Here is a 25,266-nt window from a genome sequence, read left to right on the forward strand (position 1 = left end):
AATTTGACCAAAGAAACCATGTTTGAACAATCCAATCTTGAGCTTTGGCCGATTGGAAACTGTCAGGTTACCGCGCTTGTCGATGAAAGCGGGGCATTTGTCTGGGGCTGTATCCCGCGCGTTGACGGGGACCCTGTTTTCTCCGCGCTCCTTAACAACAGCCAGCGCGATGCGGGCATCTGGCGCTTCGAACTTGAAGGGCAGGTGAGCGCCTCGCAGGAATATATTCGCAATACGCCGATCCTTGTTACCACCCTCAAGGCAGAGGATGGCGGTGCGATTGAGGTGCTCGACTTTGCGCCGCGATATGAAGGGTCGGGCCGGATGTATCGTCCCGTCGCCTTTGCCCGCATCGTGCGGCCGATCAGCGGCCACCCGCGTATCAAGGTGGTCCTCAAACCGACGAGGAATTACGGCGCGGGCCTTGCCGATACCACGCACGGGACCAACCACATCCGCTATCTCGCGGGGGAGAACACGCTACGCCTCTCCACCGATGCGCCCATCGGTTATATCGAGGAAGGGCGCATATTCCGCATCGAGGAGGACACGCACTTCTTCCTCGGTCCGGATGAACCCTTCGGCGGAAACCTGCGCGAAAACGTGCGCTCGATGGAGCAGGCGACGCGCAAATATTGGCAAAGCTGGGTAAGGGGGCTGCACATCCCGCTCGAATGGCAGGAAGAGGTCATTCGCTGCGCCATTACCCTCAAGCTGTGCCAGCACGAAGAGACGGGCGCGATTGTCGCTGCGCTCACCACCTCCATCCCCGAGGCCGCCCATTCGGAACGCAATTGGGACTATCGCTACTGCTGGATCAGGGACAGTTATTACACCATTCAGGCGCTCAACCGTCTGGGCGCGTTGGATGTGATGGAGAAATATCTCACCTATCTGCGCAACATCGTCGACGGCGCACGCGGGGGACAGATCCAGCCGCTGTATTCGGTGATGGGCGAAGACCGCTTGAGCGAGACGACCGCATCATACCTTGCCGGTTATCGCGGGATGGGTCCGGTGCGGCGCGGTAACGCGGCCTACAAACAGATACAGCACGATTGCTATGGCCAGATCGTCCTGCCAAGCGCGCAAGGTTTCTTTGATCAACGGTTGCTCCGCCCCGCCGATGATGCCGATTTTGCCGCGCTTGAAGAAGTGGGCGACATGGCGTGGAACATGCACGACCAACCCGACGCTGGCCTGTGGGAATTCCGCACGCGCGAGGAAGTGCACACCTATTCCGCCGTGATGAGCTGGGCTGCGTGTGATCGTCTTGCCAATGTGGCGGAGCATCTGGGTAAAGACGACCGCGCAACGCATTGGCGCACCCGTGCGGACCAGATCGCTGCGACAATCGAAGAAAAGGCGTGGAAGCCCGATGGGAAGGGCGCAGGCCATTACGGCGCCAGTTTCGAAAGCGATTATCTGGACGCATCGCTTTTGCAGATGGTGGAGCTGCGTTTCCTGTCGCCCGACAATGAACGCTTTCAGCAGACATTTGCCGCCGTCGAAGAGCACTTGAGGCGCGGCGATCATATGCTGCGCTATGCCGCTGAAGATGATTTTGGCGCGCCGGAGACTGCGTTCAACGTGTGCACGTTCTGGCTGATCGAGGCGCTTCATCTGGCAGGACGCAGCGATGAAGCGCGCTCATTGTTTGAAACCATGCTCAGCCATACGACCAAATCCGGCTTGCTGAGCGAGGATCTCGACTACGAAACGGGCGAGCTTTGGGGGAACTTCCCGCAGACTTATTCCTTGGTAGGTGTAATCAATTGTGCCGGACTGTTGTCCAAGCCGTGGAGTGAAGTGCGATAAGCCGTCTAGTTGTCATATCGAACCGTGTCGCCGTTCCCAAGGCGCGCGGTGCCGCGGGCGCGCAAGGCGGCCTTGCAGGCGCACTGAACGCAGCACTCAAGGATCGCGGCGGCGTGTGGTTCGGATGGTCGGGTCAGGAGAGCGACGAGCGTTCGGGCAATCTCGACCTTCAGCGCAATGACGGCGTAACCACAGCGACGATTGACCTGTCGACCCAGGAACTGGGCGAATATTACAACGGATACGCCAATTCGACCCTGTGGCCGCTGTTTCACTATCGCATTGATCTGGCCCGCTACGAGAACAAGACAGGCGAGAGCTATGAGCGGGTGAATGACCGCTTTGCCGAAAATGTCCTGCCGCTGATCGAGGACGCGGACCTTGTCTGGGTCCACGATTATCACCTTATCCCCTTGGGCGAACGGTTGCGCTCGCGCGGGGTCAAGAACCGGATCGGCTTCTTCCTCCACACACCATGGCCACCGACGCGCCTCCTCACTTCGCTTCCGTTTCATGAGCGGTTGGTGAAAACCATGCTGTCTTATGATCTCATCGGTTTTCAGACGCCGGAATGGCTGTCCAGCTTTGTGCATTATTGCGAAAATGAACTTGGCGCCGAGGTTGACCATGACAGCGGTCAGATCACCCACGAAGGGCGCACGACAATTGCGCGCGCCTACCCGATCGGGATCGATTGGGAGCATTTTCAGGCCGAGGGCGCAAAGCCGGCGGCCAAGGATGCCGAAAAGCGTTTCCTCGCCTCGATCCGGGGGCGGACCGGCATGATTGGTGTGGACCGGCTGGATTATTCCAAGGGGCTTCCCGAACGCATCGACGGCATCGGGCGCTTTTTTGATGAGCATCCCGACCGCGTGCGCGATCTTGTCTTCATCCAGATCGCGCCGCCCAGCCGCGAGGATGTCGAAAGCTATCAGGAAATCCGCGCGGAGCTTGAACAGAAAACCGGACAGATCAACGGCGCGCGATCCGAGGTTGATCTCGTGCCCATTCGATACGTCAACAAGGGGTATTCCCACGCCGAGCTCTTCGGCTTTTTCAGGGCATCAAAGATTGGCTTGGTCACTCCCTTGCGAGACGGGATGAACCTTGTGGCCAAGGAATATGTCGCAGCGCAGGACCCCGAAAATCCGGGCGTGCTTGTCCTGTCCGATTTTGCAGGCGCGGCCTATCAGCTCGACTGCGATGGCAAGGGCGCGTTGCTGGTCAACCCGCACAGTCCCGATGCTCTGGCGATGGCGATTGGCAAGGCTCTTGATATGCCGCTGGAGGAGCGCAAGAGCCGTTATCAGGCGATGATTGCCACCGTGCGCGATGATAATGTGCGCGAATGGACAACGCAGTTCTGTGACGATCTGGCCGCTGGCTAGCTCTATATCACGCGGCGCGGAACAGGGTTTACCTGCGTGGTCAGTCCTGCGCTTTCCTCAAGATAGGTTTGCAGGTCCTTGTGGCGCGGTTGATCGTTGTGCCGCGCCAATATTCGCCGCACCCGCAAGGTGAGCCCGCGCGGATCGAAGGGCTTGCGGATGTATCCTTGCGCCCCTTCGAAGGTGGCGCGCGCTTCGTCCTGTGCGCCGCTCATCGCGGTGAACATGAGAACGGGCAGATCGTAAAATTCGGGCGATTGACGCAGCTTGCGAAGCAGTCCGAGGCCGGACATGCCCGGCATATTCTGATCGAGCAGGAGCACATGGGGGCGACGCCTTTTCAAAAGTTCCCAGCAATCCTCTGCGCTCGTCACCCAGCCACAGGCGTGACCTGCGTCAATCAATGCCTGACTTGCAAGCTCTGCGATGAGGTCGTCATCATCAGCGATCAAAATATAGGCCATATGCGTTTCTGCCAATTGGAGTTGGGGCGGAGATGATTTCTCCGGATTAAACGCCTGCGGCAAATTGCACGTTCCGCTCGCCCCTCGAATGCCTACTTAAGGGCCATTGCGTAGCGGCGGCTTGCCGTTGAGCGCGCGCGCTGTCACACGGTGAGCCTATGATTCGAGACACATCCCAAAAACCTTTTCCTGACCCCTTCCTCACCACAGAAGGGATCCACAATCTGCGCGACTATGGCGGTTATAAAGGCGCCGATGGCGCGCGCGTGAAAAAGGGGCTCTTGTTTCGATCTGGCCAGCACAAGGACGCAAGCGCAGCGGATCTGGATCTCGTGCAGAGCCTTGGAATTCAAACGATCGTCGATTTTCGCGGGGAGAGCGAGCGCTCGAGTTTCCCGTGCCAACGGCATGCGAATTTCAACGCCCACGTGATTGCATTTGATGGCGAAACCTCAAGCTCACCACCCCACGAAGGGGGCGCTGGCAGCGGGGAGATGACCCCCGAAAAAGGGCGTCAGCGCATGATTGCGGTTTACACAAGAATGCCGGTTAACCCCGCGATGATCGACATGTTCTCGCGCTATTTCAACGCGCTGGAAACGCGCGATGGCGGCAATCTGATCCACTGTTTTGCGGGTAAGGACCGCACGGGCGTGGGTGCAAGCCTGCTGCTGCATACGCTTGGCGTGCATTACGATGATATTCTGGCAGAGTTCATGCTGACCAATGACGCGCCGACACAGCACATCCTTGAAGCCCAGTCGCTTCCCCGGATGCAGGCGCATTACGGCGAAATTGACCCCGAAGCCATCCGCAACCTGATGGGCGTTCGCGAGGAATATCTTGGCACATATTGGCAGGAGGTGACGAAGAGCCATGGATCTGTCGATAATTATCTGGCGCAAACCTTAGGTGTGGATGAGACAAGGAAAGCTCGCCTGAGAGAACGCCTGCTGGCGTGACATTGGCGCCGGGCGCCCCCATATCCCACTCAACAATGATTTGAGACTTCAAGAGACGACTTATGGCTACCCATCGCACAAAAATGCTTATCATCGGTTCGGGTCCTGCTGGCTATTCCGCCGCGATTTACGCCGCGCGCGCCATGCTCGAACCGATTGTGGTTCAGGGCCTTCAACCCGGCGGTCAGTTGACCATCACCACCGATGTCGAAAACTATCCAGGCTACCGCGACGTGGTGCAGGGCCCGTGGATGATGGAAGAAATGAAAGCGCAGGCCGAAAATGTCGGCACGCGCATGATGTATGACATCATCACCGAAGTTGACCTTGAGCATGGTTCGCCATTCCGCGCGGTTGCTGACAGTGGCGATGAATATATCGCCGATACCATTGTTATTGCCACCGGCGCGCAGGCCAAATGGCTGGGCGTGCCGGGCGAACAGGAGCTCGGCGGCAAGGGCGTTTCGGCCTGCGCGACCTGCGATGGTTTCTTCTATCGCGGCAAAAAGGTCGCCGTGATCGGCGGGGGCAACACCGCAGTTGAAGAGGCGCTTTACCTTACCAACCATTCCGATGACGTGACGATCATCCACCGCCGCGATGAATTTCGCGCGGAAAAGATCCTGCAGGACCGCGTATTCAAGTCGGACAAGATCAACGTCATGTGGAACAAGACGGTTGAAAGCTTTGAAGCGGGCGAAGACGGCTCGCTTGGCCATCTTAACCTGAAGGACACGGTGACAGGCGAAAGCTCGACCCTCGAAGTCGACGGCGCTTTTGTTGCCATCGGGCACGCACCATCAACCGAATTGTTCGAAGGCAAGCTGCCGATGCACTCGGGCAAATATCTCGAGGTTGAACCCGGCACGCCCAAGACCGCGATTCCAGGCGTATTTGCCGCAGGCGATGTCACCGATGCTGTCTATCGCCAGGCGGTCACGGCTGCTGGCATGGGCTGCATGGCGGCGCTCGACGCAGAACGTTTCCTCGCCACGCTCGAAGACGCACGCGAAGTCGAAGCGGCCGAATAAAAAGGGTAGGGGGCAGCCGCCTAGCTGCCCCGATACCATCAGGCAAAGACGATAAACGCCGCCTTTGCGATCAACACGATCAGAACCACGCTCGACACGGCGAACAATACGAAGCGCACCATCACGCGGTTGGCGGTCACTTGCACGAGGCTGTGCATGACGCGAAGCCCGGTGTAAATCCACGCCAGAAAGGCGTTCATCCCGTCGCCTTGACCAACAATCGCGAGGATGATGGCCACAGCGTAAAACACCGTGGGCGCTTCGTGCAGGTGGTTGTAATTGTCCGCTTTCCAATTGACGCGCTCGGGCAATTTTTCGCGCAGGCTGGCCGGTGTTGTCCCCACCAGCTTTGATGGTTCGGGGATTTCGGGACTTGCGCTCATCGCAGGGATGCGCGTTGCGTACATCCACGCCCACATTATCATCGTCCAGATCATCAGCGCGATCGCTGGGGCGAGAATATCCATTCCAATCATGTTTGATCCCTCAAAAATCTTTTATTGCGGTGCAATGCTAGGGTCAGCGAAAGCGGTCGCAATCACCGCCCGCACTGCAAGGACGGCAAGCACGATTGTGCTGGCAAGAAACAGCATAAAACGCACCGGGATTTTGTTCACCAGAATCTGCCAAAGCGAGTGTGCGATGCGCAAGGCGACGTAGCCCCACGCCAGCATTATATCAATCGCGCCCGCTCCCACGATCGCAAGGATCGCGCTGACCGCGTAAAAGAGCGTGGGTTGTTCATGCAAATGGGTGTGATTGTGCGCTGGCCAGTTTGCCTTGTCCGGGATGACCCCTTCAAGATCGCTTCCCCGGACGCCTTTCTTGCCAAGCTTCGATTTGTCCTGAACCTTTGCGAGCGAGCCAAAGCGCGGCGGGATTATCCAGAAAAGCACAATGATAGTCCACACAACCAGAACGGCTGCGGGTGCGAGCATTTGAGCTTGCATGATAATGGTCCCTTACATTTGTTTTTTCGATTGTCTGTGCGTCGGTGCGTGAATTGTCAAACGCGCAACAGGCATTGAATGCAGGTCAATTGCGGATCGTTTCCGCGAAGGCTTGCGGATCCGCATTTCCGCCTGTGATCATGATGACTGTGCCTTCATCGAGGGGGATCTTGCCGCTCAATGCTGCCGCCAAGGCGGCGGCGCCGCCGGGCTCGACCACCATCCGCAAATTGGCAAAGGCCCATCGCTGTGCCTCGCGCACCTGGCCATCGGTGACACTTGTCCCCGGTTCGGCGCGCCCCTTGAGCACCTCGAGATTGATGGATTTCGTCGCCGTCGGCTGAAGCGCGTCGCAGATGGTTTTGGGAGCATCCTTTGGGGCGTGCACGATCTCGCCTTTTGCCAGCGCGCGTCCGACCATATCCCAGCCTTCGGGCTCGACCACATGGACCGCGGTGTTCGGGCACCCGATCGCAAGTCCTGCCGCAAGCCCTCCGCCCCCGCAACACACGATGAAGCGCGATGGATCTGTTCCAAGCTGTCCCGCCGCCTCGATACCGGCTGAGCCCTGACCTTCGATCACCCATGGATCGCCAAAGGCATGGACCAGCGTTCCTCCGCGCTCTCTGATCAGGTGGGCTGCAACTTCGTCGCGGTCTTCGCCGGGCCTGTCGTAAAGCACCACTTCGGCGCCAAGTGCCCTTGTGTTGGCAAGCTTCACCTCCGGCGCATCCCGCGGCATGACAATAACGGCATTCATGCCGAGCCTTCTTGCGGCCCAGGCAACGCCTTGTGCATGATTGCCGGACGACACCGCGATCACGCCGCGGGCGCGCTCTTCCTCGTCGAGGTTGGAAAGCCGCCACCACGCGCCCCTGATCTTGAATGCGCCGATAGGCTGGAGATTTTCGGCCTTCACGAAACAGCGCACGCCGTCGATCTCAACCGGCAAAAGCGGTGTTGGCGGTACAATTTCGGCAATGCTTGCGGCTGCGGCAACGACGCCTTCAAATGTAGGTGTTCGGATCATTTGTAGCCATTAACGCATTAGAGTAGAGGATGCGCAAGATTCGAATTGAAAGGTGGCAAAATATGTCAAAGGTTTTGGTAGTCGGGGCAGGGGGCGTTAGCTCGGTTTGCGTTCACAAAATGGCGATGAACTCGGACATTTTCCCCGAGATCCATCTGGCCAGCCGCACCAGGTCGAAATGCGACAAGATCGCGGCCTCTGTCAAAGAGCGCACTGGCGTGGATGTGCCGACCTACGAAATCGACGCTGAAGAAGTGCCGGCGATGGTCAACCTCATCAGAAAAGTTGGCGCGACCCTCGTCGTCAATCTCGCGCTTCCCTATCAGGATTTGCCGATCATGGACGCCTGCCTGGAAGCGGGCGTGCATTATCTGGACACCGCCAATTACGAGCCCAAGGATGAGGCAAAGTTCGAATACAAATGGCAGTGGGCCTATCACGATCGCTTCAAGAAAGCGGGTTTGATGGCGTTGCTTGGTTCTGGCTTTGACCCCGGTGTGACGAGCGTTTTCACCATGTGGCTGAAGAAGCATAAGCTCAAAACCATCCGCACGCTCGACATTCTCGACTGCAATGGCGGCGACCACGGACAGGCTTTTGCGACCAACTTCAATCCGGAAATCAACATCCGCGAAGTGACCGCACCTGCGCGCCACTGGGAAAACGGTGAGTGGGTTGAAACGCCCGCCATGCAGGTAAAGACCGAGTTCGATTTCGAGGCGGTTGGTCCCAAGAACGCCTACCTTATGTATCACGAAGAGCTTGAAAGCCTCGCCAAATTCAACCCGGAGATCGAGCGCGCGCGTTTCTGGATGACGTTTGGTGATGAATACATCAAGCACCTCACCGTGCTTCAGAATGTTGGCATGACGCGGATTGATCCGGTCAAATACAAGGGCCGCGAAATCATCCCGCTGCAATTCCTCGCCGCTGTGCTGCCCAAGCCTGAAACGCTGGGCGAGACGACCAAGGGCAACACCAATATCGGCTGCATTGCGACCGGCGAGGCTCTCGATGGATCGGGCGAAAAGACCTTCTACATCAACAATATCTGCTCCCACGAAGCAGCGTATGAGGAAACCGGCAACCAGGCGGTAAGCTACACCACCGGCGTGCCCGCCATGATCGGCGCAGCAATGATGGTGCAGGGCACTTGGGAAGGGCAGGGCGTCTTCAACATGGAAGAGATGGACCCTGATCCTTTCATGGAGATGCTCAACCAGCATGGCCTGCCGTGGCAGGTGAAAGAGCTTGACGGGCCGGTCGGGTTTTAATGGAAACCAAAGCCGGAAATCCGGGCGCCTTTGCCCAGTTCGACCTTAACCGTGTCGAAAGCCCTGCATTCGTCGTGGATGCGGCGAAAATCCGCAGCAATTGCCAGATACTCGCCGACATCCGCGATGAGGCAGGGTGTAAAGTCTTCGCCGCACTGAAGGCGTTCTCCATGCACTCGGTCGCGCACATCATGGGCGAATATCTCGACGGGGTGTCCACCAGCGGCCTTTGGGAAGCTCGGCTGGCATCCGAATTCTACGACGGCGAAATCGCGACATACTCCGCCGCTTTCAAGCCGGAAGAACTGGACGAGATTTGCCGTCTTTCCGATCACGTGATCTTCAACTCACCCGCTCAGATTAAGCGTGCGGCGCTCATCCTCGATCAGGCGGCGGTGACGGGCGGCGATGTCTCTGTGGGCCTGCGGCTCAATCCGATGGTCGCAACCGGCGAAGTGCCCAAATACGATCCGTCAGCTCCCGGCTCGCGCCTCGGCTTTCCCATCGATCAACTCACCGAAGAGCATATGGAAGGGGTGGAGGGCATCCACTTCCACAATCTTTGCGAGCAGACTTTTGAACCATTGCGCCAGACATGGGACCGCGTGTTTGATGTGATCGAGCCCTGGTTCGGGCAGCTCAAATGGATCAATATGGGCGGCGGGCACCACATCACCCGTGCCGATTACGAGCGCGATGAGCTGATCGAATTTCTGAAAGACGCAGCCGACGACACAGGCGCCGAGATCATCCTTGAACCGGGCGAAGCGGTGGCTTTGGACGCAGGCATCCTTGTGGGCACTCTGCTCGACACAGGCTTCAACGAAGTTCCCATCGGCATCGCGGATATATCGGCAACCTGTCATATGCCCGACGTGCTCGAAGCGCCCTATCGTCCTGCCATGCTAGGCGAGCTTCAGGATGATAGCGTGCCGATCCGCCTTGGTGGACCGTCGTGTCTCGCAGGGGACGTGATTGGCGACTATCGCCTGCCCGTGCCGGCAGAGCCGGGAGCGCGTTTCGCCTTCCTCGATCAGGCGCACTATTCGATGGTCAAGACAAACACCTTCAACGGTGTGCAATTGCCGTCGATCTATCTCTGGGATTCCGACACGGACGCGCTCGAATGTGTCAAACGTTTCGAATACGAAGACTTCCGCGACCGGTTGAGCTGATGAAGTGGCTCCGGTATCTTTTTGGCTTCAGTAGTCATTCTCATGCGAAAAAAGCCGGAGCGCCAGAGTTAGCGGAAAGGCGCGAAAAGGAGCCTTATCCTCCTTTGCCTGAAATCGATCCAGCAACCGCTCCCTCACAAGGGTTTGCGCAGCCTCATTTCCGCTTTTTCCCAGGCGCTTACGAGTTTGGTGAGGACGGCGAGGCTGTCTTCAAACGCCACAATGGCCCGTGCCATTGCTGCGGAATGCGCGACATTTATGCCTACCAGAAAAGACCATATTGGATACGCCGCGATGAGCCGGTGATTTGCGCGCAATGCATAGCGGACGGTCGGCTTGGAATCCTACTTGATAATGGCGACAATTATTCGATGCATGATTGCCAAATCGAAGGTGTTTCAGACGATAATCCTGACATTGAAGAGATTGAGCAACGCACGCCGGGCTTTGCTACATACAACCCGTTTGATTGGGCTTCCATAGACGGAGAACCCATGGCTTTCATGGGCTATGGCGATGAAGAGAAATGGAAATATTTGGGCGAGGCGAGTGCAGCCATGTGCGAAAAATATGGCGGGCAAGATGCCTATCCCAGTCCCTATTTTCTTTTGTTCAAAGAGCTGGATGGTAACCGATACCGCGCAACGCTAGATTTGGATTGAACAGCTACAGCCCCTTGCGCCCAAACCCGCCAGCGCGGCGCGGGGCGGCCTCGCGCACACTCTCAGTAATACCAGGGTGCTGAGGGATGCTATTGATGGACTCAACCCGGCCACGCCCATTCTGGTTGATTGCCAGCATGAGGCGCGCGAGGGCTGCGAACTGATCGGCGGTTTCCTGAGCGCGGGCGTTGTCCTCCTCGGCCTTCATCGAGCCGCTCTCGAACATATCCTCGCTTTCGACGACAATCACCAGATGCTGATCCACGAACAAAGCGCGGATCGCCTTGCCGTGAAATGATTTTTCAAGCGCGATGAGGTGCTCGATATAAGAGGGGTGGATAAGGACACGCGCCTCGATCTGGTCGTCGCTGAAAATTTCGAAGGTGTTTTCAAACTCCGGATGCACCTGATCGACATATTGCATCCGGTGGCCGTCAATTTTGATTTCGTCCTTGACCCCGCCAAGCCCGAACCACTTCTTATGCTTGCCCTTGCGCTGAAGAAGCGTGGTGGAGCGGAATTCACGGCCAAACGGAAGGGAGATGATAGCGCCCCTGAACACCGTCACCCAGCGGCGGTTCTTGCCTGACCCACGGCGTTCTTCAAGATGCGCTTCGTAGAGGTTGAACGGGTTGCCGTTCAGTTCGCCATACCAGCAATCTTCGAACTCATCGCGGTCATAGCTGGGCACCAGCCCGTATGTTCTCGCTCGGTGAAATTCCAATCCGGGCTCAACCTCGGGGTCGTATTCAATGCCGAGGTCCCGCGCGATAGCCGAGTTGATACCGACCTTGATGGTCTTTTTCGCTTCCTGAATGGGTTTGTAGCCCCATGCACCAACGCCGATGATCGCAGCAAGCCCGGCGAAAAGCTTCAGGTTAAACCCGCCAAAAGGCACAAACCACAGAAACGCAAACACAGGCAAAAGCGCAATTCCGCCGTAAAACCAGCGGTCAGAGGCCTTTTTACTTGCCTCATCGCGCATTTCGGATTGCTCGGACAACCAATTGCCAAGCTCTCCGCGCATCAACCCCTGAACATCGGCCTGCATCGTACCAACCTCTTAACCTTTCATCGCTATGCTTAACCGAAGAAAGTAAAAGAGGGCTTCACAATGGTTGATATTTTCGGATGGTTCTGGACTTCGGCGATTTTTGTGATCGTTGTGGTTGGCGTCTTTGCCATCATTTCCATTTACAACACGCTTGTTCGTCTGCGTCAGAACGTGAACCAGGGGCGCGCGGATATTGATGCGCAGCTTCGCCAGCGTCACGACCTCATTCCCAACCTTGTCGAAGCGGTGAAGGGGTATGCGGGGCACGAGAAATCCACGCTTGAAGAGGTGATCAAGGCGCGCAATGTCGCTGCCAAAGGTCAGCCGGACAGCGGATCGGAGCAGGGCCTCAAAGTCGCGCTCGACAATCTTTTGGCGTTGGGTGAAGATTATCCGGACCTTCGTGCATCGGAAAACTTCCAAGAATTGCAAAACGAGCTGGCCGAGATCGAGGACAAGCTCGCCGCTGCCCGCCGGGCATTGAACGCGGCAGCTGCACAGTTCAACTCGGCACGCGAGGCTTTCCCGGCTGTTCTTTTCGCCAGCATGCTCGGTTTTAAAGAGGCCGATTTCAATACGCTCGACGATTCAGAACGCGGCACAGTGGACCAGGCACCCAAGGTCGCATTTTCCTGAAATTAAACGTTTTTCCAGGAACTTACCGGAAGACGAAAGATTTTGATTGCAGGCGGCGGTATTTTATTGCAAATGCCGCCGCCTCGCTGCCGAGCCTCATGTCTTTTGGGGACAATCCAACCGCAAGGCAGCCCTGTTGAAACGCTTACGGTCAAGGCTTAGCTGCCACAGTACCGTTTTAAGGGGGTCCCTTGAGTTGTACATTTATCCCGACGCCAAGGCAGTAGTTCAGGCCATCGAGCCTGATGAACCCATCATCCTCAACCGCCCGCACGCTGCGCGCCGCGCGGCGCGTTTCTTTGTCGAGAAATTTCCCGGCAAAGTGCTTTACGCTGTCAAAGCGAACCCTGCACCCGACCTCATTCAGGTCCTGTGGGAATCGGGCGTCACGCATTTCGACGTCGCTTCCATCGCGGAGGTGCGTCTGGTGCGCGAGGCTCTGCCTGATGCAAATTTGTGCTTCATGCACCCGATCAAGCGCCGCCGCGCAATCGCGGAGGCCTATCACCAGCACGGCGTCAAAACCTTCAGCCTCGATACGCCCGAAGAGCTGGAAAAGATCGTAGAGGCATGCCGCAACCCCGAGACGGGCAAGCCGGCCAGAGACCTTCGCCTGTGTGTGCGCATCCGCGTATCGAGCGAATATTCCGAACTTTCGCTTGCGGCCAAGTTTGGCTGTGACCTGACCGAAGCGCCTGCGCTGCTGCAAATGGCGCGCCAGCATTGCGACTGGCTGGGCATTTGTTTCCACGTCGGCAGTCAGGCGATGACGCCATTTGCCTTTGTTCAGGCACTCGACCGGACCAGAGCCGCGATTGCCGATGCGTCTGTCGTGATCGACATGATCGATGTCGGTGGCGGGTTCCCCAGCATTTATCCCGGCATGGAACCGCCTCCGCTCGAGGACTATTTCGCGCTTATCGCAAAGCATTTCGAGGCGCTTCCGATTGCGTACAACGCTGAACTGTGGTGCGAGCCGGGCAGGGCGCTGTGCGCCGAATATTCGAGCATGATCGTCAGCGTCGACAAACGGCGCGGAAACGAGCTTTATATCAACGATGGCGCTTATGGCGCGCTGTATGATGCAGCGCACGTTGGCTGGCGTTTTCCGGTAAAGGCACTTGAGGACGACCTCATCGAGCCATTGGAAGATTTTTCCTTCTATGGCCCGACCTGCGATGATGCGGACTACATGGCTGGCCCGTTCCCGCTTCCTTCCGACATTCAGGACGGCGATTACATCGAGGTGGGAATGTTGGGCGCGTATGGCGCGGCGATGAAGACCGGCTTCAACGGGTTCGGCAACGCTCAGGTCGTGACCGTGACTGATGATCCGATGATGAGCCTGTTCGACGGCGCACCGCGGCGCGAAGCGTCCGATAATGTGATCAACCTGCGCTAGCGCGTTTCTCGATCGAGCGAACTATTTTGTTCGCTTGGTCGATTTTGCGGAACGGTTCGCGCTCCCGGGCTGTTGGGTAGGTAAACCAACCCCGATCTCGCCTCGTCGGCACTTCATACCCCTAGTGAAGCAGCGCGGCGTCGCGAGAGCCCCAAAAGGAGCGCCTCTATGACGCAGATCACGACCAACAATCCCGCCACCCGCGAAGACCTCGAAACCTATGACGTGATGTCCAAGGCCGAGGCCTTCGAGGTGATCGACGGCGCGCATGAAGCGTTCCTCGACTGGCGGATGCGCAGCCACGAAGAGCGCGCACCGTTCTTGCGCGAAATCGCCGCCAAGCTTCGCGAAAACTCGGAAAGCTTGTCGAAACTGATGACGCAGGAAATGGGCAAGCTGCTGAAAGACGGAAAGACGGAAGTCGAACTGTGCGCGCGCCTTTTTGAATATTCCGCCGACAATGGCCCAGAAGAACTTGCCGATGAGGAGCGCACCCACTCCGGCGGTAAAAAGCGCGGCATCGTGACCTATTCGCCCATCGGCGTAATCTATTCGGTGCAACCTTGGAATTTCCCTCTTTATCAGGCGGTTCGCGTTCTTGCAGCTAACCTGATTGCCGGCAATGCCGTGATCCTCAAGCACGCCTCGATCTGCACCGGCAGCGGTTTGGCGCTGCGCGATGTGTGCCTTGAAGCAGGCCTTCCGCGCGGTCTTTTCGAAGTGGTGGTTGTTGGTCACGATGTGTCTGATGACATCATCACGCACGACAAAATCCGCGCCGTGACCATGACCGGCAGCGATGGCGCGGGTGCGCATATCGGTGAAAAAGCGGCCAAGGCGCTCAAGAAAACCGTTCTCGAGCTCGGCTCCAACGATGCTTATCTGGTGCTTGAAGACGCTGACATTGATCTCGCGGTTCAAACCTGTGCAGTCGGGCGCCTTTATAACAATGGCGAAACCTGCGTGTCGGCAAAACGCTTTGTCGTGACCGATGCGGTTTACGACAAATTCGTGGACGCCTTCGTTGAACGGATGAAGTCCACGAAATTGGGCGATCCCATGGATGAAGACACGCAGCTTGGCCCGCTTTCCAGCGAACAGCAGTTCAAGGATGTGAAAGAGCAGACCGAGAAAAGCATCGCGGGCGGCGCAACACTGTTGTGCGGCGGCGATCCGGAAGACGATCCCAAGGGCTGGTATTACCCCGCCACCGTTCTGGCCGACTGTCAGCCCGGAACGCCTGCTTATGATGACGAGATTTTCGGCCCCGTCGCAGCGGTCATTCGTGCAAAGGACGATGAAGACGCCATGCGCATCGCCAATGACAGCCGTTATGGCCTTGGCGGCGGTATCTTCACCAAGGATGAGGAAAAGGCGATCGCCCTTGCACGCGATCACTTTGACACCGGCATGGTGCGCATCAACTCCTTCGGCGCAGCTGATCCCAATATGCCGTTCGGCGGCGTGAAGGACAGTGGCTACGGACGTGAACACGGCGGCTTTGGCATGAAGGAATTCGTCAACGCCAAGGCAATTTTCCTGCCTTCGTAAGCCCATACCGACCAATCAAATCGAACGAGAAAACCCATGAAAATTCTAGTAGCCGGCGCGACCGGCAATACAGGCCAACGCCTGACGCATGAACTGAAAAACAGGGGGCATGAGCCCATCGCCATGATCCGCGAAAGCTCTGATACGAGCGGACTGCCCGAAGGGGTGGAGACGCGCCTCGGCGATCTGGCCGACCTCGATGCAGGCATTACGCAAGGATGCGATGTCGTGGTATTTGCGGCCGGTTCCGGTGGCTCTACCGGCGAAGACATGACCGACAAGATTGACCGTGACGGTGCAATCAGCCTGATCGACCATTCCGAGAAAAGCGGTGTCGACCGCTTCGTCATGCTCAGCACCGTTGGTGCGGACCAATCCGACCCAAGCGGCGATCTTGCCCATTACTTGAAGGCGAAGCACGACGCAGACGAGCGGCTCAAGGAAAGCTCGCTCGATTATGCCATCCTTCGCCCGGTCAGTCTCACCGATGAGGGGCCAACCGGCAGTGTAAAGCTTGGCGACGATGTGAACCCCAAGGGCGAGGCCGCACGCGGCGATGTCGCCGTTCTGCTGGCCGACGCCGCCGAGCAACCCGATTGGGTGGGCCGCGTGACGCTTATGGAAAGCGTCTGAGCGAAACCCTTAGTCAAACCCCACGAAGGTCGCCGCCTCATCGACTGATCGGCGGGTGATCTTCACGGGGTTTGCCGCAAAATCAGGGTCGGGCCAGCCGAGCGCGACCGCTTTCATAATGACCTGATCGTCCGGGATATTCGCGTGTTCGCGCACAACCGGGCTTTGCATGATGCCTTGGCTGTTGATGACGCAGCCAAGGCCTTTTGACCATGCGGCGTTGACGAGAGCCGTCGTTGCTGCGCCGCAGTCGAAGACGGTGTCGTCGGCGTCTTCGAGCTCTTTGTCATAGGTGATGATGACGCAGACGGGCGCGTCGAACTGGCGAAAACCCCTCAGCACCCAATCCTGACGCTTTTCCTTGTCGTCGCGTTCAATTCCCATTGCCTCGAAAAGCTGGATCGCGCAGCCCACTTGGCGGTCGCGGTGGACGCCCTGGAAGGGGTGGCCTTTGCGAAATTCGCGACTGTCGGGTTCACCTGCGAGAATGCGCTCGGTGTTGCCCTTGCGGATGCGGTCCAATGGCTCGCCGGTGATGACGTGGAAGTGATAGGGCTGCGTGTTCATCGAGGATGGTGAACGCATCGCCATCGCCAGAACTTGCTCGATAGTCTCGCGCGGGACAGGCTTATCCAGATAACCGCGGATCGACCGTCTGCCGTTTACCACCTGTGCAAAAGTTTGAGTTTCATCGCCGTATTCATTGGCCACGCATAATCTCCCGAGTCTCGTTTGAGGAGGACAGCTAGCGCAGCTTTGGCCACGATCAAAGGACGCTACGGCAGTGCGCTGTTGAGTGCGCGGTCAAGTGCGCGATTCAGGGTGTAAAGTAAGGTCTATCGCCCGCAATCGTCACCCGCTCCATCACGCGGCGCGCAGGAAAATAGTCTGAAGCCGCCAAGTGCTGGCACACGCGGTTGTCCCAGAACGCGATAGAGCCCGCCTGCCAACGGAACCGGCATTGGATCTCGGCATCCTTGGCAGTGGCGTAAAGGTGATCGAGCAACCACGCGCTCTCTTTTTCCGAGAGACCCTCGATATGGCTTGTGAAAGCGGTGTTTACATAGATCGCCTTCTCACCGGTCTCCGGATGCGTGCGGATTACCGGATGGCGTATGGGCGGGAACCTCTCGTGCAGGTCCGCAGGCGCCTTATCAAGCCGCTTGGCAAAGACGCGGGCGATGTCGTGCACCGCGGTGAGCCCTTCGCAAATCCTCTGCATCTGTTCTGAAAGGCGCTCGTAGGCGAGGTGCATATTGGCGAACAGCGTATCGCCGCCGCACTCCGGCACTTCGCGTGCGAGCAGAATAGACCCCAGCGAAGGTTTCTCGCGCCATGTTACATCGGAGTGCCAATAGTTTTCCTGACCCCGGCTCTTGGGCCCGTGGGCGATGCGCAGAACCTCGGGGTTGGGCTGATCCTTGGGAGTGGCAGGATGCACTTCGAGGTCGCCGAAATGGCGCGCGAAGGCGATATGTTGTTCCTGGGTAAGGTTTTGATCGCGAAAGAAGATTACCCCGTATTTGAGCAGCGCCGCTCGGATTTCCGGGATGCGCTGCGCAGTGTCCGGTGCGCCCAAGTCTATGTCGTGAATTTCAGCGCCAATCGCCGGTGTCAGCGGCTTGATATCCAATGCGCCGGTATCGAGCTTTGCCCGGTCAAACATAGTCGCCATGCGTGTCTCTCCCTCTCTCGAGGAGGAGTGTGCATGGCGCGGGCGTTTAGATCAAGTTTGAGAGCCTAGGCGGCCTCGGCCAATTCCAGATCAAGCCGGTCCCAAATCTCGACCAGAGCCTCGGTCAGTTCCGTCATCATCGCTTCGGTGTGATGCGGGCCGGGGGTGAAGCGCAGGCGCTCTGTTCCGCGTGGCACGGTCGGGTAGTTGATCGGCTGAACATACACGCCGTATTCGGCAAGCAGGACGTCGCTGATCTTCTTGGCCTTCACCGGATCACCGACCATCAAGGGCACGATATGGGTGACGCTGTCCATGACCGGAAGGCCAGCTTCAGCAAACTTTAGTTTGAGCGTCGCGGCGGCCTGTTGCTGTGCGTTGCGTTCAACGTTCGATGTCTTGAGGTGCTTCACCGATGCAAGCACGCCCGCGACCAGAACCGGCGAGAGCGATGTGGTGAAAATAAAGCCCGGCGCATAAGAGCGGATGCAATCGACGACCTTGGTGCTGGCCGCGATATAGCCGCCCATCACGCCAAACGCCTTGCCCAGTGTGCCTTCGATAATGTCGATGCGGTGCGCTGCATTGTCGCGCTCCGAAATGCCGCCACCGTGATCGCCATACATGCCAACGGCATGCACTTCGTCGATATAGGTGAGGGCGTTGTATTTCTCGGCCAAGTCGCAAATCGCATGGATCGGCGCAACGTCGCCTTCCATCGAATACACGCTTTCAAACGCGATCAGCTTGGGCGTTTCGGGGTCTTCTGCGGCAAGCAACTCTTCAAGATGCGCAAGGTCATTGTGGCGGAACACCCGCTTTTCGCAGCCTGAATTGCGAATACCGGCAATCATGCTTGCATGGTTCAATGCGTCGGAAAAGATGACACAGCCCGGAAGCAGTTTTGCGAGCGTCGAAAGCGTCGCATCGTTCGAGACATAGCCGCTGGTGAACAACAGCGCCTGTTCTTTTCCGTGAAGTTCGGCGAGCTCTCTTTCAAGCTCGACGTGAAGGTGTGTGTTGCCGCCGATGTTGCGCGTGCCGCCAGAGCCCGCACCAACGTTATGCAGCGCCTCTTCCATTGCTCCGATCACCACATCGTGCTGACCCATGGCGAGGTAGTCGTTGGAGCACCACACGGTGATGGGCTTTGGCCCGTTGTGCCCGTGGAAACAGCGCGCGTTGGGGTAGGCGCCCTTGTTGCGCAGAATGTCGATAAAGACGCGGTAGCGGCCTTCTTCGTGCAGTCGGTCGATGGCGGAATCGAAGATTTGATCGTAATTCATAATCAGACGTTCTTTATCCCTCGCGGATCGCCTGTATTTTCAGGCAGTTTCTATCCGCGCACATTCGCTGTCAAAGCCATACAACCCGCTCATGGCTCAAAGGTTTCCGCTGCGCTATGTAGCACTCAATCGGCTCAATAAAACCGCTATCTTTGCAAATGACTAGCGTTTGCCAGTACTAAAATTGTTCAATGTGATCGATCCCGTAGGTCGATAGAACCTTGCCGAGCCGCTGGAAATCATCAGGGTCACCGGTCATTACAGCGCGTCTTCCTGCGGTGCGATCGAAGGTTTGGCCCTCGACCAGCCGCGCGATTTGCCGCGCTATTCCGCCCGCGCCGTGAAGAAGCGTTACGTTCTCGCCGAAGACCTGGTGCAGTTCGCGGTCGAGCAGCGGGAAGTGGGTGCAGGCAAGCACGAGAGTGTCGATCTCTTCACCGCGCTCCATATCGCGCAAGGCGCGTGCTGCGTCTTCGATGACGCTCATGTCCACGGCTTGCCCGCGCAATTTGCCTTCAGCCGCCTCGACAAGGCGGGGGGCTGCAAGGCGCAGCAGTTTCTTGTCGCTGGCGAATTCGGCTTCGAGTTTGTCGACGTAATGCTGGCGGATGGTGGCCTCGGTGCCGAGCAATCCGATCACACCTGTCCTCGTCAAGCTTGCCGCGGGCTTGATTGCAGGGACGGTTCCCACAATCGGCACTTCGAGCACGTCGCGCACCATGCCAAGCGCAATGGTAGAGGCGGTGTTGCAAGCAATGCAGATAAGGCGCGGCTTGTACCGCTCCGCCATGCGGCCAAGCAGTCCGGTGACGCGCGCGGCAATCTGTGGCTCGGTCTTGGTGCCGTAGGGCAGGCCGGCAAGGTCCGCTGCGTAGATCACCGGTGCTTTGGGAAGAAGGCGGTTCAATTCGGCAAACACCGAAAGCCCGCCGACGCCGGAATCAAAGAGGAGGATGGGGGAGGAAGCCTGGATATTCATCGAAACCGTCTGCGCTGATCTTGTCGAAGCACCACACTTCTTATAACTCTTGCGTTCCCTTAAAGAAAAACTGCTCGCGGACAAGTTCGCAGCGTTACGGAGCTTCAGAAATTGGAACCGCTTTTAGCCGCATTGATGGGTTACATCTCAGGCTCGATCCCGTTTGGTCTCCTGCTCACAAAGGCGGCCGGCATGGGCGATGTGCGCGATATCGGTTCGGGTAACATTGGTGCGACCAACGTCCTTCGCACAGGTAACAAGGGGCTGGCTGCGGGCACTTTGTTGCTCGACCTGTTAAAGGGCTTCGCGCCCGTGTTTACCGCCGGGATTATCTGGGCAGGAGATACCGGAGACGTTGCCAAAGCCTTCGCTGCGGGCGGGGCGGTGATCGGGCATTGCTACCCCGTCTGGCTGGGTTTCAAGGGCGGAAAAGGCGTTGCCACAAATGCCGGTGTGTCGTTCGGGCTCGCTTGGGCGATTGGCGGCGCGTATGCCCTCATCTGGCTCTCCATGCTCGGCATATTCCGCATCTCCAGCCTTGCCGGGATGAGCGCGGTTGTCGCGGCCGCAGCAGCAGCGCCCCTGTTTGGCTATCCCCAATTCTTCCCCGTGCTCGCCGCGATTGCAGGGCTCATCATCTATCTCCACCGTGAGAATATCGGGAGGTTGGTCAAAGGCGAGGAACCAAGGGTCGGCGGCAAGAAATGAGCGGGGCAAGGGGGGATCAGGACGCGCTTTCGCAAGTCGAAGCCTTTGCCCGCATACGCCTCCTGCGCTCACCCAATATCGGTCCTGTTTCCTATCGCCAGTTGCTCGCGCGCTTTGGCACTGCGGTTGCCGCCATCGAAGGGCTGCCTGAACTGGGATCGCGCGGTAAGAAAGCCTATCGGCCAGCGCCCAAGGAGAAGATCGAGCGCGAGATCGAGGGCGTTATCGCTTCGGGTGCGCGCTATCTCTTTCACGATCAGGACCACTATCCCGCGCTTCTCGCCGAAATCGACAGCGCGCCCCCAATCATCACCTGCCGCGGCAATCAGGCTCTCGCTAGCGAGCCATGCGTTGCGATTGTGGGCGCGCGCAATGCGTCGGGCGCAGCGACCAAATTGGCGCGGGAATGGGCAAGGGAATTGTCACAAGCAGGGCTCACCGTGGTCAGCGGACTTGCACGCGGTATCGACGGTGCAGCGCATGAAGGGAGCTTTCCCAAGACCATCGGCGTTATCGCCAGCGGCATCGACATCGCTTACCCACCGCAACACAAAGAGCTTCAGGAAAAGATCGCCACCGAAGGCCTCTTGATCGCCGAGCAACCTCCCGGCACCGAACCGCGTGGTCGCCATTTCCCAAGCCGCAACCGCATTATCGCAGGGCTGGCAAGCGGAACCCTTGTCGTCGAAGCTGCGCCGCGTTCAGGTTCGCTCATCACTGCGCGGCTGGCAGGTGAGGCAGGGCGCGAGGTCATGGCAATTCCCGGCTCCCCGCTCGACCCGCGCTCGGCCGGATGCAACCAGCTTATCCGCGACGGCGCAGTCCTCGTCTCCGAGCCGCAGCATGTGATCGAGCTTCTCGAAACCTTCACCGGCGCCCCGCGCTCGACCTACCGCGTCGCCGAAGATCCCACCACATTCGATTACGAAGAGTTGAGCAAGCTTGAATGGGGCGAGGCGAAGGCGAGCGGCGACGAGGCCGGGGCGATCGGCAGGCTCCTCACCAAAGCGCCCATCGGCGTCGACGAACTCATCCGCCAATCAGGCGCTGAGCCCGCGATGGTGCATATGGTGCTGCTCGACCTGGAACTGTCCGGAGAACTCGAACGCCACGATGATGGCGGTGTGAGCCGGATGTGATGGAGGACTTAAATTGGGCGGGTCGTTAAGCGAACCATTGATCGCAGAGCAAACAGCAATTGCACGAAACGGGAGCTGGTCCATATTGCTCTACGTTTTGCTTTGGGCAGGGCCATATATCTACGTGGATATCAATATGCCCGAATCCAATGGCGCGTACTTTCTCCTCTCTTTCGTAGGCATCGGATTGAATTTCTTTCTTCTCTCCAGCCTTACCCAGTCCAGCGATGCCAGTGGTGAGAAAACCCACACAGGCATAATCGCATATTTTGGTCTTTCCATTCTGCATTCAGTCGCCATCTCGATTGGCTTGATTTTGCTCATTCTACCAGGACTCTACCTCGCTCTACGATGGCTTCCTGCGTTTGCGCGTTTGTTGAAATCCGATGAAGGAGTGGTCGAAGCGCTCGGATGGAGTTGGGACAGAACCAAAGGTCACGAGCTTGCTCTTGGATTGCCCTTTCTTGGGATGACCTCAATCTACCTCTTGGGGGTCGGGCCTATTGTTGGCTGGGAGTATCTGTACAATCTGACTGACTATTTATCGTATGAGACGATCGAGAGCCTTTATGTGCCTTCAGTTGTGTTGACGAATATCGCCCTCGCTTTGGGATTAGCGTGGTACACCATTCTCGGTGTGGCATGCTATTCCTGCTTACGTGATGACGTATGGGGTGAAACTGCTGCGTTTGAGTAACGTCCACTGCGAACTGAGCTTGCGCCTACGCTTTTACAAACCTACTTGACGCGGGAATGAGCGCGGTCCCACCCTCGCGCGTACGCGTAAAGTGCTTTGGCACGAGTAAGGAAATCGAACCCACTAATGCAGCTCGTCATTGTTGAATCGCCCGCGAAGGCGAAGACTATTGAGAAATATCTTGGCGGCGACTTTAAGGTCCTCGCCTCCTACGGTCACATCCGCGATCTGCCTCCAAAGGATGGCAGCGTGAGGCCCGATGACGAATTTGCGATGGATTGGGAGGTTTATTCCGACAAGCGCAACCGCGAACAGGTCAAAGCGATCTCGGACGCCGCGAAAGACGCATCGCGCCTTGTGCTCGCAACCGACCCTGACCGCGAGGGTGAGGCGATCAGCTGGCACGTTCTGGATGTGCTGAAGAAGCGTAAGGCGCTGCCCACCAAGGTTGACCGGGTGACGTTCAACTCGATCACCAAGAAGGCTGTGACCGAGGCGATGCAAAAGCCGCGCGAACTCGATCAACCGTTGATCGACGCCTATCTGGGCCGCCGCGCGCTCGACTATCTGTTCGGCTTTACCCTCTCGCCTGTGTTGTGGCGCAAGCTGCCCGGTGCGAAATCGGCGGGCCGTGTGCAATCGGTGGCGCTTCGCCTGATTGTTGAACGCGAGCGCGAGATTGAGGCGTTCAAGCCCGATGAATACTGGTCCGTGCTTGCAAAGCTCGAGCATACCGGGACCGAGTTCGATGCGCGTCTGGTGCGCTTCAAGGGCGAGAAGCTCGAAAAGCTCTCCCTTGGCAAAGAAGGCATTGCCATGGAGGCCAAGGCCGCCGTCCAGGCGGGCCGGTTCACCGTCGAGGATGTCGAGAAAAAGCCGCTGAAGCGCAACCCAGCGCCTCCGTTCACCACCTCGACCATGCAGCAGGAAGCTGCGCGTAAACTCGGCTTTTCTGCAAGTCAGACGATGAGCGCCGCCCAGCGTCTGTATGAGGCAGGCGCGATCACTTATATGCGGACCGACGGTGTGCAGATGGATGGCAGTGCAATTGCGGCCTGTCGCCATGAAATCGGCGACCGCTATGATGCGGCCTATTGCCCCGAGAAACCACGGTTCTACGCAACCAAAGCCAAGAACGCACAAGAGGCGCACGAGGCGATCCGCCCGACCAATTTCGCAAAGGACCGGATTGGCAGCGGCGATGAAGGCAAGCTTTATTCGCTGATCTGGAAGCGCGCGATGGCGTCGCAGATGTCGACCGCGCAATTGGAGCGCACGACAGTCACCTTGCGCGATGCGACGGGTCAGCACGAACTGCGCGCGACGGGTCAGGTCGTTGTCTTCCCCGGTTTCTTCGCCGTCTATCAGGAAGGCTTTGACGACAAGGAAGAGGATGAGGACGGCCTGCTGCCCGCGCTCAAAGCGGGGGATGTGCCAGCAAAGAAAGATGTTGAGGCCACCCAACACTTCACGCAGCCACCGCCGCGTTTTTCGGAAGCGTCGCTGGTCAAGCGCCTCGAAGAGCTCGGCATTGGCCGTCCTTCGACCTATGCCTCGACCATTCAGACCCTGCGCGACCGCGCTTATGTCCGCGTTGAGAGTAAACGTTTCTTTGCCGAGGAATCAGGGCGTCTTTTGACTTCCTTCCTTGAACGGTTCTTCCCGACCTATGTCGCCTATGACTTCACCGCTGGCCTCGAAGACGAGCTCGATGTCGTCTCGGACGGGCGCGAGGATTACAAGGCGCTGCTTGCGAAGTTCTGGCAGGATTTCAAACCCAAGGCCGATGAGGTCATGGAAAAGCTGCCTTCGGAAGTGACCGAGGCGCTGGACGAATACCTTTCCGACTATCTCTTCCCGCCGCGCGAAGACGGGAAAGACCCGCGCCATTGCCCGCTGTGCGAACAAGAAGGGCGCGAAAACGGTCGCCTTTCGCTTCGTGGAGGCAAGTTCGGCGCGTTCATCGCGTGCCAGAATTACCCTGAGTGCAAATACACTCGTCGGTTTGCGCAACCGGGGGCCGACGGTGCGGACCCGGCCGAAGACGGTTTGATGGGAACGCACCCTGAGACAGGCGCTGAAATTCATCGCAAGTCCGGGCGCTTTGGCCCTTATGTCGAGATGGAGCACGAGGAGAAAAAGACGCGCGCTTCTATTCCTAAGGACCTTGATGATTTTAACCTTGAATGGGCGGTAAAGCTGCTTGACCTGCCGCGTATCATCGGGCCGCACCCGGAAACGGGCAAGGATATCGAGGCTGCGATTGGCCGCTATGGTCCGTACCTTCGCCACGATGGCAAATACGCCAATATGAAGAACACGAACGATGTGTTCGAAACAGGGATGAACCAGGCAGTTGTGCTCCTTGCAGAAGCCGCAAATCGCAAAGGCGGCCGCGCGAAGGCTGAGCCGATCAAAACGCTGGGCGAACACCCGACTTCTGGCGGCGAAATCAAGGTGATGCCGGGCCGCTATGGCCCCTACGTTACCGATGGCACGACCAATGCGACCATCCCGAAAGACATCAAGCCTGAAGATATCGAAGCGGCAAAAGCGATTGAGCTGATCGACGCGCGCGCCGCCAAGGGACCTGCGAAAAAGAAAACCCGCAAGAAAGCGCCCGCGAAGAAAAAGGCACCAGCCAAGAAAACAGCGGCCAAAAAAACTACAGCCAAGAAAGCCCCGGCCAAGAAAGCTCCGGCCAAGAAAAAAGCACCAGCCAAAGAGTAGGGCCCAAGATTAGGCGGCGCTG

Annotated in this window: 24 protein-coding genes; 15 read left to right on the forward strand and 9 right to left on the reverse strand. The window is 57.9% G+C overall.

Going from position 1 to position 25,266, the window contains the following annotated elements:
• Positions 1 to 18 precede the first annotated feature (18 nt).
• Both MWU38_RS13560 and MWU38_RS13565 read left to right on the forward strand, forming a co-directional pair.
• The gene (locus MWU38_RS13560; RefSeq protein WP_247272600.1) at positions 19 to 1,818 is read left to right on the forward strand and encodes a glycoside hydrolase family 15 protein; all 1,800 of its coding nucleotides are present in this window, start codon (positions 19 to 21) and stop codon (positions 1,816 to 1,818) included.
• The gene (locus tag MWU38_RS13565; RefSeq protein WP_247272601.1) at positions 1,815 to 3,206 is read left to right on the forward strand and encodes a trehalose-6-phosphate synthase; all 1,392 of its coding nucleotides are present in this window, start codon (positions 1,815 to 1,817) and stop codon (positions 3,204 to 3,206) included. Before MWU38_RS13560 ends, MWU38_RS13565 begins: the two co-directional genes overlap by 4 nt.
• Before the next feature lie 2 nt (positions 3,207 to 3,208).
• Here MWU38_RS13565 and MWU38_RS13570 read toward each other — a convergent pair whose 3' ends face one another.
• Positions 3,209 to 3,670: a response regulator gene (locus MWU38_RS13570; RefSeq protein WP_247272334.1), complete on the reverse strand. Its 462-nt coding sequence runs from the start codon at positions 3,668 to 3,670 to the stop codon at positions 3,209 to 3,211.
• A 158-nt stretch (positions 3,671 to 3,828) separates the two neighbouring features.
• Here MWU38_RS13570 and MWU38_RS13575 point away from each other — a divergent pair, with 158 nt between their 5' ends.
• Together MWU38_RS13575 and trxB are read left to right on the forward strand one after the other, a co-directional pair.
• On the forward strand, positions 3,829 to 4,632 hold the full coding sequence (locus MWU38_RS13575) for a tyrosine-protein phosphatase (RefSeq protein ID WP_247272335.1): 804 nt from the start codon (positions 3,829 to 3,831) through the stop codon (positions 4,630 to 4,632).
• A 62-nt stretch (positions 4,633 to 4,694) separates the two neighbouring features.
• Positions 4,695 to 5,663, forward strand: coding sequence for a thioredoxin-disulfide reductase (trxB, locus tag MWU38_RS13580; RefSeq protein ID WP_247272336.1), 969 nt, complete (start codon positions 4,695 to 4,697; stop codon positions 5,661 to 5,663).
• 38 nt (positions 5,664 to 5,701) lie between these two features.
• Here the strand turns inward: trxB and MWU38_RS13585 are convergent, their stop codons facing one another.
• The 3 genes from MWU38_RS13585 to MWU38_RS13595 all read right to left on the reverse strand — a co-directional run bounded on the left by MWU38_RS13585 (position 5,702) and on the right by MWU38_RS13595 (position 7,643).
• Entirely contained in the window at positions 5,702 to 6,139 is a 438-nt protein-coding gene (locus MWU38_RS13585) for an MAPEG family protein (RefSeq protein ID WP_247272337.1), read from the reverse strand.
• A 21-nt stretch (positions 6,140 to 6,160) separates the two neighbouring features.
• Entirely contained in the window at positions 6,161 to 6,613 is a 453-nt protein-coding gene (locus MWU38_RS13590) for an MAPEG family protein (protein ID WP_247272338.1), read from the reverse strand.
• Between the two features lie 85 nt (positions 6,614 to 6,698).
• Positions 6,699 to 7,643 (reverse strand): pyridoxal-phosphate dependent enzyme, encoded by a 945-nt coding sequence (locus MWU38_RS13595; protein ID WP_247272339.1) that lies wholly within the window; start codon positions 7,641 to 7,643, stop codon positions 6,699 to 6,701.
• Positions 7,644 to 7,705: 62 nt separating this feature from the next.
• Between MWU38_RS13595 and MWU38_RS13600 the strand changes: the two genes are divergently transcribed.
• The 3 genes from MWU38_RS13600 to MWU38_RS13610 are packed head-to-tail and all read left to right on the forward strand — an operon-like array spanning position 7,706 to position 10,754.
• Positions 7,706 to 8,917, forward strand: coding sequence for a saccharopine dehydrogenase family protein (locus MWU38_RS13600; RefSeq protein WP_247272340.1), 1,212 nt, complete (start codon positions 7,706 to 7,708; stop codon positions 8,915 to 8,917).
• Positions 8,917 to 10,092, forward strand: coding sequence for a carboxynorspermidine decarboxylase (locus tag MWU38_RS13605; RefSeq protein WP_247272341.1), 1,176 nt, complete (start codon positions 8,917 to 8,919; stop codon positions 10,090 to 10,092). Before MWU38_RS13600 ends, MWU38_RS13605 begins: the two co-directional genes overlap by 1 nt.
• Positions 10,092 to 10,754 (forward strand): CbrC family protein, encoded by a 663-nt coding sequence (locus MWU38_RS13610; protein ID WP_247272342.1) that lies wholly within the window; start codon positions 10,092 to 10,094, stop codon positions 10,752 to 10,754. The genes MWU38_RS13605 and MWU38_RS13610 overlap by 1 nt, the downstream gene beginning before the upstream one ends.
• Before the next feature lie 4 nt (positions 10,755 to 10,758).
• Here MWU38_RS13610 and MWU38_RS13615 read toward each other — a convergent pair whose 3' ends face one another.
• The gene (locus tag MWU38_RS13615; RefSeq protein WP_247272343.1) at positions 10,759 to 11,805 is read right to left on the reverse strand and encodes a DUF3137 domain-containing protein; all 1,047 of its coding nucleotides are present in this window, start codon (positions 11,803 to 11,805) and stop codon (positions 10,759 to 10,761) included.
• A 63-nt stretch (positions 11,806 to 11,868) separates the two neighbouring features.
• Between MWU38_RS13615 and MWU38_RS13620 the strand changes: the two genes are divergently transcribed.
• From MWU38_RS13620 to MWU38_RS13635, 4 genes are all read left to right on the forward strand, one after another.
• Complete coding sequence (locus MWU38_RS13620; protein WP_247272344.1) at positions 11,869 to 12,444, forward strand: LemA family protein; 576 nt, start codon at positions 11,869 to 11,871, stop codon at positions 12,442 to 12,444.
• A gap of 196 nt (positions 12,445 to 12,640) precedes the next feature.
• Positions 12,641 to 13,846, forward strand: a complete 1,206-nt coding sequence (locus MWU38_RS13625) for a type III PLP-dependent enzyme (protein ID WP_247272345.1) — start codon at positions 12,641 to 12,643, stop codon at positions 13,844 to 13,846.
• Between the two features lie 168 nt (positions 13,847 to 14,014).
• Positions 14,015 to 15,397 carry an NAD-dependent succinate-semialdehyde dehydrogenase gene (locus MWU38_RS13630; protein WP_247272346.1) on the forward strand — a complete coding sequence of 461 codons (1,383 nt, stop codon included), beginning with the start codon at positions 14,015 to 14,017 and terminating at the stop codon, positions 15,395 to 15,397.
• Positions 15,398 to 15,433: 36 nt separating this feature from the next.
• Complete coding sequence (locus MWU38_RS13635; RefSeq protein WP_247272347.1) at positions 15,434 to 16,030, forward strand: SDR family oxidoreductase; 597 nt, start codon at positions 15,434 to 15,436, stop codon at positions 16,028 to 16,030.
• Between the two features lie 9 nt (positions 16,031 to 16,039).
• Here MWU38_RS13635 and MWU38_RS13640 read toward each other — a convergent pair whose 3' ends face one another.
• The 4 genes from MWU38_RS13640 to murI form a co-directional block, all read right to left on the reverse strand.
• On the reverse strand, positions 16,040 to 16,741 hold the full coding sequence (locus tag MWU38_RS13640; RefSeq protein WP_247272348.1) for a nitroreductase: 702 nt from the start codon (positions 16,739 to 16,741) through the stop codon (positions 16,040 to 16,042).
• A 106-nt stretch (positions 16,742 to 16,847) separates the two neighbouring features.
• Complete coding sequence (locus tag MWU38_RS13645) at positions 16,848 to 17,705, reverse strand: TauD/TfdA family dioxygenase (protein WP_247272349.1); 858 nt, start codon at positions 17,703 to 17,705, stop codon at positions 16,848 to 16,850.
• Between the two features lie 65 nt (positions 17,706 to 17,770).
• A complete protein-coding gene (gene hemA / locus MWU38_RS13650; RefSeq protein ID WP_247272350.1) occupies positions 17,771 to 18,991 on the reverse strand; it encodes a 5-aminolevulinate synthase in 1,221 nt (406 codons plus the stop codon).
• 178 nt (positions 18,992 to 19,169) lie between these two features.
• Entirely contained in the window at positions 19,170 to 19,970 is an 801-nt protein-coding gene (murI, locus tag MWU38_RS13655; RefSeq protein WP_247272351.1) for a glutamate racemase, read from the reverse strand.
• Positions 19,971 to 20,105: 135 nt separating this feature from the next.
• On the opposite strand from murI, the gene plsY reads away from it, so the two are divergent.
• From plsY to topA, 4 genes are all read left to right on the forward strand, one after another.
• A complete protein-coding gene (gene plsY / locus MWU38_RS13660; protein ID WP_247272602.1) occupies positions 20,106 to 20,678 on the forward strand; it encodes a glycerol-3-phosphate 1-O-acyltransferase PlsY in 573 nt (190 codons plus the stop codon).
• Positions 20,675 to 21,817, forward strand: a complete 1,143-nt coding sequence (gene dprA / locus MWU38_RS13665) for a DNA-processing protein DprA (RefSeq protein WP_247272352.1) — start codon at positions 20,675 to 20,677, stop codon at positions 21,815 to 21,817. The genes plsY and dprA overlap by 4 nt, the downstream gene beginning before the upstream one ends.
• 124 nt (positions 21,818 to 21,941) lie before the next feature.
• On the forward strand, positions 21,942 to 22,514 hold the full coding sequence (locus MWU38_RS13670) for a hypothetical protein (protein WP_247272353.1): 573 nt from the start codon (positions 21,942 to 21,944) through the stop codon (positions 22,512 to 22,514).
• 126 nt (positions 22,515 to 22,640) lie between these two features.
• Complete coding sequence (topA, locus tag MWU38_RS13675) at positions 22,641 to 25,244, forward strand: type I DNA topoisomerase (protein ID WP_247272354.1); 2,604 nt, start codon at positions 22,641 to 22,643, stop codon at positions 25,242 to 25,244.
• Positions 25,245 to 25,266: the final 22 nt, after the last annotated feature.

Origin of the sequence: Qipengyuania sp. S6317L1, from assembly GCF_023015615.1 — a bacterium.
Classification (GTDB): domain Bacteria; phylum Pseudomonadota; class Alphaproteobacteria; order Sphingomonadales; family Sphingomonadaceae; genus Erythrobacter.